Raw genomic sequence first — 13,615 nt, 5'->3', positions numbered from 1 at the left:
TGGGGACCGCGTTCATTCCGTACGGGCGGCCGGGATCATCCGGTCGACCAGGTGCACCAGGTGTTCGGCCACTTCGCGGCCGTCCAGGTCGGAGTTGGTCATGAACTGCTCGGAGAGCGCGTCGATGGTCGCCCGCAGCAGCACCGCTGCCGTCCAGGTGTCGAACTCCCCGAACTCACCGGCCTGTTGGCCCGCCTCCAGCAGCTGCTGGGCAACGGCGATCAGGCCGTCGTTGCCCTGGCTGGTGTACCGCAGCGTGCCGTCGTCGTCGCGCAGATTCCGGCTGATCTCCAGCACGGCCTGCGCTTCTTTCTGATGGGTCCAGGTGAAGTTCACGGATGAGCGCACATAGATCTGTACGCGCTCGCGCTCGGTGGACGCCGCCGCCCGCGCCGCCCGCAGCGGGGGCACGGCATCGGCGTACACCTGCTCCATCACGGCCTCCATCAGCTCGGAGCGGGAGGTGAAGTGGTAGAGCACCACGCTCTTCGACACCCCGGCCCGACGGGCGACCTCAGCGATCGTGGTCGCCGCGTACCCCAGCTCGACGAGGCCCTCGATCGCGCACTCGACGAACTGGCGCCGGCGGGCACGGTTCACGAACGTGCCTTCGTCCTGACCGTCCACACTCTTTTTCGACCGCATGGTCTAAAAGTAGCACGAGCGGATGAGAGGCACCATTTCTCCTGGTCGGAAGCCTGGCGATTCCTGCCGGGCCGGCGATCCCTGCCGAGCAGGCCATTCCTGCCGGGCGGGGCGATTCCTACCGGGCGGCGGCCGTCAGCAGCTCCGGCAGTCCGCGCATGTCGTCGAACACGACCGTGCCCGGCCCCGCCAGCCGGGAGGCCGGCGTCAGACCGCCGCAGTAGCCGAACGACCGCATTCCGGCGGCGCGGGCGGCCTGGACTCCGTACGCGCTGTCCTCGATCACCACGCACCGCACGGGGTCCACCCCCATGGAGCGGGCCGCGTGCAGAAAGAGGTCCGGTGCGGGCTTGCCCCTGGGGACATCGTCGGCGCTGAAGACACACCCCTTGAAGTGGTCGGTCAGCGCGACGGTCTCCAGATTGCGCCGGATGCCGTCGTGATCACCGTTGGAGGCGACGCACCGGAGCGTGGTGAGGCCGTCCAGGACTTCCGCAATGCCGTCCACGGCCGTCAGTTCGGCCGCGAAGGCCGCCTCGTAGAGATGCTCGTACCGCAGCTGCCAGCCCTTTTCCATCCGCCGCCCGAGCCGCTCCTCCACCGCAGCCGTGTAGACCTCCGTGGACGAGCCCACGAATCGCTCGATGATCTCCGCCTCGGTGAAGTCGCATCCCAGGTCGGCCATGATCATCGCGTCCACTTTGATACATATGCGCTCGCTGTCCACGAGCACACCGTCACAGTCGAAAATCACCAGGTCCACGGGGTTGTCTGTCATGCCCGGCAGCGTAGAGGTTTCTGTGTCGATTCCCTTGACAGTCCGTCAAAATTTGCGCGAATCTGCGCGATGCTGGCCAGTATCGAACAGGATCGCTCGCGCCGATTGCACCGCCGGTACCCGCCCAGTGGTGCTGAATCCTGCCCTGGCCTGCTCCGGAAACCCTCGACGCACAGACGGAGAGCGGCGACACCATGAACAGAGATCCACTCGACATCACCCGGCGGCACGCACTCCTCGGCGGCCTGGCCGGCATCGGTGTGGCCCTGATGTCCGGCGGTCCGGCCGGCGCCGTCGGCCGTTCTCCTTCCCCGGAGCGCCGCGAGCTCAGCCTCAACACCGACTGGGCCTTCTGGCGCGAGGACACGGAGGGAGCCCAGGCCGCCGGGTTCGACGACTCCCGGTGGGCGGCGGTGTCGGTCCCGCACACGATGCGGCTGGAACGCGAACGCCCTTCCGTGTACGGCATGTTCGCCGGCGTCGGCTGGTACCGGAGGTACTTCCGGCTCGATCCGCGCGACCGGGGCCGGCGGCTGACCTTGTGGTTCGACGGCGTGCAGACCGACTGCGAGGTCTATCTCAACGGGGTGAGACTCGCCGAGAACCACGGCGGCTACCTCGGTTTCGGCGTGGACATCGGCCAGTGCGCCCTCTTCGACCGGGACAACGTCCTCGCGGTCCGCGTGTCGAACGCCGACGATCCGCTGACGCCACCGGGCAAGCCCCGCGACGAACTGGGGTTCCTCACCTACGGCGGGATCTACCGGGACGTCACGCTGCGGGTGACCGACCAGGTCCGGATCACCGACCCGCTGCAGGAGGACCGGGTCGCGGGCGGCGGCGTGTTCGTCACCTGTCTGGCAGCGAGCGCCGACTCGGCGCGGCTGGAGGTGAAGACACACATACGCAACGACGCCGGCGCGGTCCGCGATGTGACCCTGACCTCCACTCTGTTCGCGCCGGACGGTACGGCCGTGGCCGACGCCACCACGACAGCGGGCACCGCATCGGGCCAGGGACACGACTTCGTCCACCAACTCACCGTCCGCAGGCCCGACCTGTGGCACCCCGACCACCCGCACCTCTACCGGCTGGACAGCCGGGTCTCCTGCGAGGGCGAGCGCGTCGACTCCCTGACCACGATGACCGGCATCCGCCGTATCGACTACCGGGCGGACGGCTTCTGGATCAACGGCGAACGGCTCTATCTGCGCGGCGCCAACTGCCACCAGAACTATGCCTACATCGGTGACGCGGCACCGGCGTCGCTCCAGTACCGCGAGGCCTTGCGGCTCAAGCTGGGCGGCTTCAACGCGGTACGGGCGGCGCACTATCCGCACGACCCCGCGTTCCTCGACGCGGCGGACGAACTCGGCCTGCTGGTGGTGGCCTGCGAGCCCGGCTGGCAGTTCTGGAACGACGACAAGACGTTCACCGAGCGCACGCACGCGGACATCGCCCGTATGATCCGCCGCGACCGCAACCACCCTTCGGTCATCCTGTGGGAGACCGCGCTCAACGAGACCGCGGTGCCGGAGTCCTGGGCCCGGCAGGCCACTGCCATCGCGCACGCGGAGATGCCGTCCGACCAGATGTTCACCGCCGCCGACTTCGGTGAGTGGGGCCGGCAGTACTACGACGTGAACTACAAGGTCGTCAATCCCGACGGCTCCGACCCGGCCCCCACCAAACCGTTCCTGACCCGCGAGTGGGGCGACTGGGAGGACCCGTCCCGAGCCGACCGGGACGACGGCGAGAGCGCCCTCGTCGAGCAGGTGAAGATCCGGCAGCGCTACCTCAACGGCGACGGATACTGGGACTGGGGCGGTCTGGACGCCAACGACCGCATCGGCGGCTACTTCCTGTGGGTCTTCGAGGACTACGGAACCAACGACGTCTACCAGAAGTCCGGCGCGGTCGACATCGACCGCTACCCCAAGTACTGCTACCACTGGCTCAAGTCGATGCGCCCGGCCGATGACACCACCGGCCTCGGGCCCATGGTCCACATCGCCTGCGCGTACACCGCGTCGTCCAGCCGGCAGGTCATGGTGTTCAGCAACGCCGACACCGTCCGGCTCCACCGGGACGGCGAACTGCTCGCGACCAGGACCCGGACCCAGAACGCCGCGACCGCTCCGCACATCGCCGCCAAGGGCGGCAGCCCCTACTACGTCTTCGACCTGCCGCCCTTCCGGGCCGGTGAACTCGCCGCCGACGCGTACCTCAACGGCAAGCGGGTCGCCACCCACACGGTGCGCACCCCCGGCGCTCCCCACCACATCGAGATCGAACCCGACGACGCGGGGATACGCGACGCTCTGACCGAACTGCTGACCCGCTGCCTGGAAGGTGCGGCCCGGTCCCACGACATCGCCCCGCTGGTCGACCGGATCAGCACCGGCCAACTTCCCGCCCTGATACGCCACTTGGGAGCCCTCCGCGGCAGCCCGCTGCCGGACGCATGGGCGCGAACGCTGCGCACCTACGCCGTGGCGCTGTCCCGTATCCAGCCGGTGGCCGACGGCCATGACCTGGTCCCGGTCTTCCTCAAGGTCGTCGACCGACACGGCACCGTGGTCCCGGATTCCGCGCACGCCGTCACCGTCAGCGTCACCGGCCACGGCACCCTGGTGGGCGCGGGCATCCCGCGGATCGCGGTGGAGACCCGGAAAGTGCGGGCCGGCATCGGCTACGCGCTCGTCGCCACCGGTACCCGCAGCGGCCCGCTCACCATCACCGCCACCGCGGACGGGCTGGGCGCCGCCCACCGCACGCTGGAGTCCCGGCCAGGTACGGCACCATCCGTCACCGACGGACGCCACCACGTGTGGAAGGACATCGCCACCCTGGACGACCAGGGAACCCAGAACCCGGCGCTGTTCAAGAAGACCACCGCGTCGAGTACGGCACCCGGCACGGGCAGCGTGCCCGGCCATGCCGTGGACGACGACGAGACCACCCACTGGGTCGCCGGCACGACCGGCGCCGCATGGTGGCAGGTCGACCTCGACCAGCGGTTCCCGCTCGACGGCTTCCAGATCGTCTGGGCCACGGAGCAGACCGCCTGCCAGTACGCGATCCTCACCTCCGACGACGCGAAGACCTGGACCACCACGGTCGACGAGACCGCCAACACCACCAAGGGCACCACGGTCACCCACACCGTGCACACCACGACCCGCCACGTCCGCGTCGACATCCGCTCCGCGGCCGGACACCCGCCCGGCATCCGGGAGTTCCGCGCGATACCCCCGGGCACCACAGGCGGTGCGCCGCCGGTCGCACCGGGCCCCGAGATCGCCCGCGACCGGATCACGACCGTGACCGCCTCCAGCCACGCCACCGGCTTCGAACCGGAGAAGGCATTCGACGGCGACACCACCTTCGGCACCGGGTGGAGCGCTGCCGATCCCTCCACCCCGCAGACCCTCACCGCCGCGCTCGCCGCCCCCTTCACCCTGGCGGGCGTCCGGGTCCACTGGGGCAAGGACAGCAGCACCTACACCTACGACCTCCAGGTCTCCGAGGACGGCAGTTCCTGGACCACGGTCCTGAAGCAGCTCACCCGCAGCGGCCAGACCACGCTCCCCGAGACGTTCACCGCCACCGGCGTACGCGCCGTCCGCGCCGTCATCACCGGGGTCACCGGAGGCGGCGGCCAGACCATCGCCGGCATCGCCGAGCTGACCCTCTACGGGACGCCGGCGTAACCGGACCGGCGCAGGCGGACGCCTCAAGGGTGACCGGCACCGCGGGCCGGCCGAAGAACGAGCGGTACGCGGTGTGAGTCTGCGCACTCGGCGCGAGGACTGTGTTCCAGCACGGCTCCGGGGCGGCTACAATAACTTGCTCGATACAAGCAACAAAAGAATAGAGAGGCGGGAGGCATGGATAAGGGGACGGTCCATGACCGCCCAACAGAGGCGGTCCCGGTCACCGGTGAAGCCAGTGCCGAGGAAGCCGCAGCCGGACTCGGGAGCCAGCTCGTACGGTTCTCCCGGCTGCTCACAGCCCACCGGCGCCGGACCAAGATCGAGCAGGGAGCCGGCGAGCGCGTGCTCCTGGCCCGGCTGGTGCTCGACGGCGAACAGCGAGCCACGGACCTGGCCACGGACACCTTCCTGGACCTGTCGACAGTCAGTCGGCAGGTGCGGTCGATGGTGGAGCGAGGCCTGATCGAGCGGCGCCCGGACCCGGAGGACCGGCGAGGTGCGTTGCTGCACGCGACCGAGGCCGGGCAAGCGGCGTTCGAGGCGTACCGGCGGCAGCGCGACGCAGAGCTGGCGGATCTCCTCAGGCCATGGCCACCGGAGGACCGGTACCAGCTCATCCGGCTGATGGCACGCCTCAACGACGACCTGGCAGAGCATGAACACGCACGTCACTGCTCGGGAAACCACTCCGAAGCAGCGGCGAAGCAGGGAGCAAAACAAGCATGAGTGAGGCCGTGTCCGCGCCACGCGGAGACACCCAGACCAAAGCGATACCCACCAGCCCGGGCGGCCTGAGCCACCGGCAGATCCTGACCATCCTGAGCGGCCTCATGCTGGGCATGTTCCTGGCCGCGCTCGACCAGACCATCGTCTCCACCTCGATCCGCACCATCGCGGACGACCTGCACGGCCTGAGCCAGCAGGCGTGGGCGACGACGGCCTACCTGATCACTTCGACCATCGCCACACCGCTGTACGGCAAGCTGTCCGACCTTCATGGCCGCAAGCCGTACTTCCTGACCGCGATCAGTGTCTTCATCGTCGGTTCGGTGCTCTGCACCTTCTCGACCTCGATGACCGAGCTGGCGTCCTTCCGTGCCCTGCAGGGCATCGGCGCCGGTGGTCTGATGTCGCTGGCCCTGGCGATCATCGGCGACATCGTGCCGCCCCGTGAGCGTGCCCGCTACCAGGGCTACATGCTGGCGACCTTCGCCACCTCCAGTGTCGCCGGACCGCTGATCGGCGGCTTCCTGGCCGGCCAGAGCAGCATCCTGGGCGTCACCGGCTGGCGCTGGGTGTTCCTGGTGAACGTCCCGATCGGCATCATCGCGCTGTTCGTCGTCGCGAAGGTCCTCAACATCCCGCACGTCCGCCGGCACCGCCGGATCGACTGGTGGGGCGCGGTCACCATCGCGGTCGGTGTGGTGCCGCTGCTGCTCGTCGCCGAGCAAGGCCGTGAGTGGGGCTGGGGCTCCACGAACTCGCTGGTCTGCTACGGCATCGGCGTGGTGGGCATCATCGCCTGGATCTTCGTGGAGCGCCGGATGGGCGACGACGCGCTGATCCCGATGCGGCTGTTCCGCAACTCGATCTTCAGCAAGACCAGTCTGCTGTCCGTGCTCATCGGTGCGGGCATGTTCGGCGGGATGCTGATGATCCCGCAGTACCTGCAGATCGTGAAGGGCGCCAGCCCCACCCGGTCGGGCCTTGAGATGCTGCCGCTGATGCTCGGCATGATCATCGCGTCGATCGTGGCGGGCCAGCTCACCGCGAAGACCGGCCGCTACAAGATCTTCCCGATCATCGGCACCGCCCTGATGGTCGTGGCGCTGCTGCTGTTCCACTTCAAGATCCAGTGGGACACCCCCCTGTGGGAGTCCATGGTCTTCATGCTGATCTTCGGCCTCGGGCTCGGCGGCTGTATGCAGACGCTGGTCCTCGCCGTGCAGAACGCGGTGCCGCCGCAGGACATGGGTGTGGCGACCGCGTCGTCCACCTTCTTCCGTCAGATGGGCGCCACCGCCGGTACCGCGATCTTCCTGTCGGTGCTGTTCAGCAATGTCGGGGGCAAGATCGCCTCGGCGTTCAAGTCGGCCGCGCAGACCCCGCAGTTCCAGGCCGCGCTGCACGATCCGCACGTGCTCTCGAACCCGGCCAACAAGCCGGTGCTCGACATGGTCAAGAACCCCGGCGCGGGCGGCGGTTCGAGCGTGCTGAGCGACTCCTCGTTCATCCAGCAGCTCGACCCGCGGCTGGCGGAGCCCTTCAAGCAGGGCTTCGCCGACTCCATGCACCTGGTCTTCCTGATCGCCGCAGGTGTGGTCGCGGTCGGCTTCCTGATGGTCCTGTGGACCAAGGAGGTTCCGCTGCGGAACGTGTCGGGCCTACAGGCCCGCGCAGCCGAGGAGGACGGCGCGGCGACCGCCGCCATCGAGGCCGAGGCCGCCGTCACGGCCGCCCCCGAGCCGCTGCCGGCCTCCGCCACGGGACGCCACGCGGCGGTGCCCCGGCAAGAGGTGTCCGACGCAGTCGACACCGCGATGACGGACGCGTCGGGCGCAGGCGTCAGGGGATACATCCGCGACAGCGACGGCACCCCCGTGCCACAGGCCGTGGTCACCCTGATCGACCTGGGCGGGCGACAGCTCGGCCGTACGACGACGGGCTCCGACGGCCGGTACTTCGTCGCGGCGCCCGCCGGCGGGACGTACGTCCTGATCGGCTCCGGGGGCGCACGGCAGCCCCAGGCGACGACGGTGGCGGTCGCCGACGGCCCCGTCGACTTCGACCTGATGCTCAGCGGTGCCGCCGGGCTCGCCGGTACGGTCCTGGCTGCGCCGGGCAACCGGCCGCTGCCCGGCGCGCTGGTCATCGCCACCGACGTGCGCGGTGATGTCGTCGCCTCCGGCACCGCCGACGGCTCCGGCGACTTCGGCTTCGGCGACCTGGTGCCCGGCAACTACACCCTCGCGGTGAGCGCCGGCGGGCACCGGCCGACGGCCGTGCCGGTGGAGGTCGTCAGCGGCTCCGCCAACCGCTACGAGGTCCGGCTCGACCCGGGCGCCCGGGTCCAGGGCACCATCCGCAACAGCGCGGGCGAGCCACTGGACGACGCCCGGGTGACGCTGCTCGACGCCGCGGGGAACACGGTGGGGTCGACCATCACGGGTACGGACGGTGTGTACACGTTCAACGACCTCGACACCGGCGACTACACGGTGGTGGCCAGCGGATACGCGCCCAGCGCCCACTCGCTGCTGGTGGACCGCAAGGGCGGTCAGGATCTCGACCTGGACCTGAGCCACTGAGACGGCCCGGGCACTGAGACGAGGCGGGAGCCGACCGTAACTCCGCCCTGAGCGCGGTGAGTCGGGGCGGCGGAGGCGGCTCTGCCGGAGGCCGTGGTACGACACGAAGGTGTCGTACCACGGCCTCCGGTGCGTTTACGGCGTCGGGAAGCCGGAAGGGCCCCGGGCCCCTCGGCCGAGAGGGCGTCCGCAGTGCCGCGCATCCCCCGCCGGGCACCCGCCGGCTGCCCGCCCGGCCGGCCCCGCGTGTCCACGGCCCGGAACGCGCAGCAGGAGGAAGGCTGCACGGATGCACGCCGTACTGCACGCACTGTCGATCGCCGGTTCCATGACCTGGGAGATCACCTGGGCCCTGATTCTCGGCTTCGCGCTGTCCGCTGTCGTCCAGGCGGTGGTCCGCAAGTCCACCGTCATCTCCCTGCTCGGCGACGACCGCCCCCGCACCCTCGCCGTGGCGACCGGCCTCGGCATGGCCTCGTCCTCGTGCTCCTACGCCGCGGTGGCCCTCGCCCGCTCGCTGTTCCGCAAGGGCGCGGACTTCACCGCGGCGATGGCCTTCGAGATCGCCTCGACCAACATGGTGGTCGAACTCGGCGTGATCCTGGCCCTGTTGATGGGCTGGCAGTTCACCGCGGCGGAGTTCGCCGGTGGCCCCCTCATGATCGTCGTGCTGGCCTTGCTGTTCCGGCTGCTCCTGCGGGACGGGCTGCTGCGCCAGGCGCGTGACCAGGCGGAGCGGGGTCTGGCCGGTTCCATGGAGGGCCATGCGGCGATGGACATGTCCGTCCGGCGGGAGGGCTCCTTCGCACGGCGGCTGTTCTCCCGGGACGGCTTCACCGCGACCTCGCACGTCTTCGTCATGGAGTGGGCAGCCATCCTGCGCGATCTGGTGATCGGTCTGCTCGTCGCCGGAGCGATCGCCGCCTGGGTCCCGGACTCCTTCTGGCGCACCTTCTTCTTCGACGGCCACCCCCTGGCGTCCCGGCTGTGGGGCCCGGTGATCGGCCCGCTGGTGGCCATGGCCTCGTTCGTCTGCTCCATCGGGAACGTGCCGCTCGCGGTCGTGCTGTGGAAGGGCGGCATCAGCTTCGGCGGCGTGCTGGCCTTCATCTTCGCGGACCTGCTGATCCTGCCGATCCTCAACATCTACCGGAAGTACTACGGGGCGCGGATGACGGCCTTCCTGCTCGTCACCTTCTACGTGTCCATGGTCGTCGCCGGGTACGTCGTCGAGTTCGCCTTCGGCGGCCTGGGAATCGTCCCCGACCGGGCCGACGCGAGAGTCCCGATGGGCGGAGTCAGCTGGAACTACACGACCTGGCTCAACATCGCCTTCCTGGTCCTCGGCGCCGCGCTCCTGGTGCGGTTCTTCCGGACCGGCGGCAGGGAGATGCTCCGCATGATGGGCGGCCGGGAAAGCGACAACGGGCAGCTGCCCGAATAGGACCCGAACGGGAGAGGCCCCGCACCGGATGGTGCGGGGCCTCGGAGAGCCATCCGCTGCGTCGGGCGAGAGGCCCTAGTTGTTCTGTCCGAGGAGGTTGTGGACGGGTGAGCGAGATCTCGGCTAAGGGATCTTGAAGGGGGAGGGCCTTCCGGGTTCGGTGTGGATTGCGACGTCTACACCAGCCCGAAAGGCCCTCATGCCTCACCGTAATGCACCTCTGACCGAGACCGGACGTCTGCGGGTGGCCCGCTGCGTGGTCGATGACGGATGGCCTCTGCGCCGGGCAGCGGAGCGTTTCCAGGTCTCGCCGACCACCGCCCAGCGATGGGCCGGGCGTTACCGCCAACTCGGCGAGGCCGGGCTGAGTGACCGTTCCAGCCGCCCTCACCGCAGCCCCCGGCGCACTCCGACCCGGACCGAACGCCGGGTCATCAAAGTCCGCCTCTCACGAAGGTGGGGACCGGCCCGCATCGCGCACCTGCTGGGCCTGGTGCCCTCGACCGTGCACCGGATACTGGTCCGTTTCGGCCTGGCCCGGCTCGCCCATCTGGACCGGGCCACCGGCCGCGTCATACGCCGCTACGAACGCGACCGGCCCGGCGAACTCGTACACGTCGACATCAAGAAGCTCGGCAACATCCCCAACGGCGGCGGCCACAAGACCCTCGGACGCCCGGCCGGCCGCAAGACCCGCTCCGGCACCGGATACAGCTACATCCACACCGCCGTCGACGACCACTCCCGCCTCGCCTACAGCGAGATCCTCACCGACGAGAAGAAAGAGACCGCCACCGGGTTCTGGCAGCGGGCACACGCCTACTTCGCCTCGTGCGGGATCACCGTCGAACGCGTCCTGACCGACAACGGCGCCTGCTACAAGTCCCACCTCTGGCACGAGACCCTGACGGCAGCCGGGATCGCCCACAAGCGAACCCGGCCCTACCGGCCACAGACCAACGGCAAGGTCGAACGCCTCAACCGCACCCTCCTCGACGAGTGGGCCTACGCAAAGCCCTACCAGTCAGAACAAGAACGACGCGACGCCTACCCCGCCTGGCTACACACCTACAATCACCACCGCGGACACACCGCGCTCAAGGGCAAACCACCCGCCACCCGCGTCCCCAACCTCACAGGGCAATACACCTAGTCCTGCGCGGTGCGGCGCCGGCGCATCCACCAGACCAGTGCGCCACCGACGACGATGACCGCGGCGGCGATGCCTGAGATCAGGCCGATGGGGGTGTCGGATCCGGTGTGGGCGAGGTCCCCGCCGGGAGTGGTCGGCGGGTGGCCCGGCCGTCCGCCGCCGGCCGGCGGGGTGCTCGTCCCGGGGCCCGGTGTGTGGCTGGGCGGCGCGGACGGCTTTCCGGTGGGCGTGGGGGTGGGTGTCGGAGTGGGCTTTCCGCCTCCGCCGGTGACCGGTCCCCCACCGAGGTAGAGGGTGTCGGTGTCGCGGTAGGAGGTGTCGTCGGACTGCAGGGAGTTACTGGTGGTGTGGTCCAGGTCCCGGTTCTCCACGTTGAAGCGGACCTTGGTGATGTTCCGCTTCGGCGCCTTGGAGAAGTCGACGCCGCCGACGATGTACACCATGACGCCCTTGGCGGTGTCCACGTTGTACTTGAACTCGCCGTTGATGAAGATCTTCCGGTACTCCTGGAACAGCTTGTCCTTGTCCCAGTTCTGGTTCGGGGCGCGCAGCGGCCACGCCTTCACGTTGTTGCTGTTGATGAACTTGTGGAAGTCGGTGGGCTTCTTGGCGTCCTCACGCCGGATGTACTCGGCTGCGACGCGGGAGGTGTAGACGCGGCGCAGATCGGCGTACTGGGGAGTGGTGTTGATGGTCTTCTCCACCGCGGGGACGATCATCCGGTCGATGACCCCCTGAGCCTGGTCGCGCTGGGCCTTGGTGGGGTGGCAGACGCCCTCGCCTCCGCCGGGCTGGGTGATGGTGTCCTGCTCGGTGGACTTCAGTCTGAGCGGGGCGTCGAGGATGTAGATGCCGCCGTCCTGCTCGCGGACCGTGGCGGGCTTGGGCTCGATCCAGTTACGGATGCCGGTGAAGCAGGGACGCCCGTCCACCTTCGGGAGGGCGGCCCAGAACCGGCGGCCGAGGTCGGTCTTGGGGTCCATCGTCCGGAAGAAGTCGTGCTTCATCTGGAGGTCGGCCTCCAGCAGCACACGCCCGGCGTCGGTGGAGGCGAACTTGTCGTCCATGACCCGGTCCGGCTGGTCCGGGTTCAGGTTCACCCAGAACTTGTCCGGTGTCAGGGCCAGCCAGGTGAACAGGGCGTCGGATGCCAGCTGCATCTTGGCCTGGCCGCCGTATCCCGGGTTCTTGTCCGGGTCGGGCATCTGGTCGGCGCGCATGCTGTACTGCATGCCCTTGCCCTTTCCGAGGCCGCCGACATAGCGCAGCTCCAGGGTGGTGAAGTCCACGCCGCCCGGGCCGCCCCGGGGAAGAGTGCCACGGCTGTCCAGGCGTCGGGACTCGGCCTGGATACGCCTGGCCTCGGCCGGAGTGCGTCCGGAGTCGTTGATGCGCTCGTTCAGCGGGCCACGGCTGCCACCGCAGTTGGACGTGGTGGCCGAGGCGAGCTGCGCACCGGCGCTCTGGCAGCCGGGCGCGAACGCCCGGTCCTGACGGGAGTAGCCGGGGACCGGGGTGGTCTTGGCGACCGGGTTGTAGAGGCGCTGGTTTCCGCGCACCTGGTTCGTCTTGCCCGGCCGGTCCGCGACGACCTCCTCGTTCAGGTCGCTGATCTTCTTGGCCTGACCCCTGGTGAAGCTCTTCGCGCCGGAGTAGCGGAAGGTGTGGTCGGACATCGACTTGGCGACCACTCGGTCCTTGGCGAGCTGGGCGTTCTCCAGCCGGCTGTTGGACTTGAACTCGTTGAACTCCTTGGTCCGCTGGTTGTAGGCGTCGTAGCGGCGCTCGCCGACCTTGTCGCCGTCCTTGTCGAAGAGTTCGACGTAGTACTCGCACAGCCAGTCGGGGCCGATGAGGTTGTAGTCCTTGACGAGCTGCCGTTCGTACCCGGAACCCTTGCTGTTGTTGGTCTGGTTGCGGATGTAGCGGTACTTGAACCAGTGGTCGAAGGCCAGGTTCTCCTTGTTGGCGAGGAACCGGGCGTAGATCTCCATGGCCCGGTCCGCCGGAGCCCCGGAGCTGTTGGCCTGCCTGGTCCAGGCGGCGACGTTCTTCGTCGGGTCCCCCGGGACCTTGGACAGGGCCTTCTGCTTCTCGGCCGCCGTGGGAGCCTTCAGCCCGTCGTACGCCTGGCCGGGGAGGTCGTAGTCGAAGTTCTTCGGCAGGTCGGTGGACTTGTGGATCAGCCCGCTCGGGTCGTCGGGGAATCCGGAGTTCGCCGGAGTGCTCTTGGCGGGCGGTAGCCCGTTACGGACATCGCAGCGTTTGCCGGTGCCGGGCTTGGGCCTGGCCACGACCGGCGGCCCGCCCGCAGCCTGGGCGGTGTCGATGGACGGCAGACCGGTCAGGGTGACCGCGGCGGCCAGACCGGCCGCTGCTGCCAGACGTAAGACCCGCCATCTGCGGGACAGTCCGAGTATGCGATTCAACGTGGGTGTCTTCCCTCGGCGGGGGCAAGGGGTACCGGGCGGCGCGCGAAGCCCCCGTGACATGTACGCGCCGCTCGGCGAACCCTAGCGCCCGAGGCCACCGAGTAAAGAAGAGGCAATCGAGTGTCGGCGTGTCAACTCC

General features: G+C 69.1%; 8 protein-coding genes. 5 read left to right on the top strand and 3 right to left on the bottom strand.

Features of this window, described 5'->3' with window-relative positions; all coding sequences use genetic code 11:
* Positions 1-12: 12 nt before the first annotated feature.
* Together OG385_RS23370 and OG385_RS23365 are read right to left on the bottom strand one after the other, a co-directional pair.
* Complete coding sequence (locus OG385_RS23370; protein WP_266857327.1) at positions 13-645, bottom strand: TetR/AcrR family transcriptional regulator; 633 nt, start codon at positions 643-645, stop codon at positions 13-15.
* Between the two features lie 118 nt (positions 646-763).
* The gene (locus OG385_RS23365) at positions 764-1,423 is read right to left on the bottom strand and encodes an HAD family phosphatase (RefSeq protein WP_266857325.1); all 660 of its coding nucleotides are present in this window, start codon (positions 1,421-1,423) and stop codon (positions 764-766) included.
* Between the two features lie 194 nt (positions 1,424-1,617).
* On the opposite strand from OG385_RS23365, the gene OG385_RS23360 reads away from it, so the two are divergent.
* The 5 genes from OG385_RS23360 to OG385_RS23340 all read left to right on the top strand — a co-directional run bounded on the left by OG385_RS23360 (position 1,618) and on the right by OG385_RS23340 (position 11,044).
* A complete protein-coding gene (locus tag OG385_RS23360) occupies positions 1,618-5,136 on the top strand; it encodes a discoidin domain-containing protein (protein ID WP_266857323.1) in 3,519 nt (1,172 codons plus the stop codon).
* A 177-nt stretch (positions 5,137-5,313) separates the two neighbouring features.
* Positions 5,314-5,865, top strand: coding sequence for a MarR family winged helix-turn-helix transcriptional regulator (locus OG385_RS23355; protein WP_266857321.1), 552 nt, complete (start codon positions 5,314-5,316; stop codon positions 5,863-5,865).
* On the top strand, positions 5,862-8,447 hold the full coding sequence (locus OG385_RS23350) for an MFS transporter (protein ID WP_266857319.1): 2,586 nt from the start codon (positions 5,862-5,864) through the stop codon (positions 8,445-8,447). Before OG385_RS23355 ends, OG385_RS23350 begins: the two co-directional genes overlap by 4 nt.
* A gap of 289 nt (positions 8,448-8,736) precedes the next feature.
* Positions 8,737-9,891 (top strand): permease, encoded by a 1,155-nt coding sequence (locus OG385_RS23345; RefSeq protein ID WP_266857317.1) that lies wholly within the window; start codon positions 8,737-8,739, stop codon positions 9,889-9,891.
* A 199-nt stretch (positions 9,892-10,090) separates the two neighbouring features.
* Positions 10,091-11,044, top strand: a complete 954-nt coding sequence (locus OG385_RS23340) for an IS481 family transposase (protein ID WP_266855514.1) — start codon at positions 10,091-10,093, stop codon at positions 11,042-11,044.
* Here the strand turns inward: OG385_RS23340 and OG385_RS23335 are convergent.
* Positions 11,041-13,473, bottom strand: coding sequence for a hypothetical protein (locus OG385_RS23335; protein WP_266857315.1), 2,433 nt, complete (start codon positions 13,471-13,473; stop codon positions 11,041-11,043). The genes OG385_RS23340 and OG385_RS23335 overlap by 4 nt on opposite strands.
* Positions 13,474-13,615 lie beyond the last annotated feature (142 nt).

It is taken from the genome of Streptomyces sp. NBC_01306, from assembly GCF_026340465.1.
In the GTDB taxonomy this organism is placed as follows: domain Bacteria; phylum Actinomycetota; class Actinomycetes; order Streptomycetales; family Streptomycetaceae; genus Streptomyces.
This window is presented reverse-complemented; position numbering and strand designations above follow the sequence as displayed.

Bases quoted from the DNA above. Each gene is read 5' to 3' on its own strand.
- OG385_RS23365 (WP_266857325.1), bottom strand. From the start codon at position 1,423: ATGACAGACAACCCCGTGGACCTGGTGATTTTCGACTGTGACGGTGTG.
- OG385_RS23350 (WP_266857319.1), top strand. From the start codon at position 5,862: ATGAGTGAGGCCGTGTCCGCGCCACGCGGAGACACCCAGACCAAAGCG.
- OG385_RS23345 (WP_266857317.1), top strand. From the start codon at position 8,737: ATGCACGCCGTACTGCACGCACTGTCGATCGCCGGTTCCATGACCTGG.
- OG385_RS23370 (WP_266857327.1), bottom strand. From the start codon at position 645: ATGCGGTCGAAAAAGAGTGTGGACGGTCAGGACGAAGGCACGTTCGTG.
- OG385_RS23355 (WP_266857321.1), top strand. From the start codon at position 5,314: ATGGATAAGGGGACGGTCCATGACCGCCCAACAGAGGCGGTCCCGGTC.
- OG385_RS23360 (WP_266857323.1), top strand. From the start codon at position 1,618: ATGAACAGAGATCCACTCGACATCACCCGGCGGCACGCACTCCTCGGC.
- OG385_RS23340 (WP_266855514.1), top strand. From the start codon at position 10,091: ATGCCTCACCGTAATGCACCTCTGACCGAGACCGGACGTCTGCGGGTG.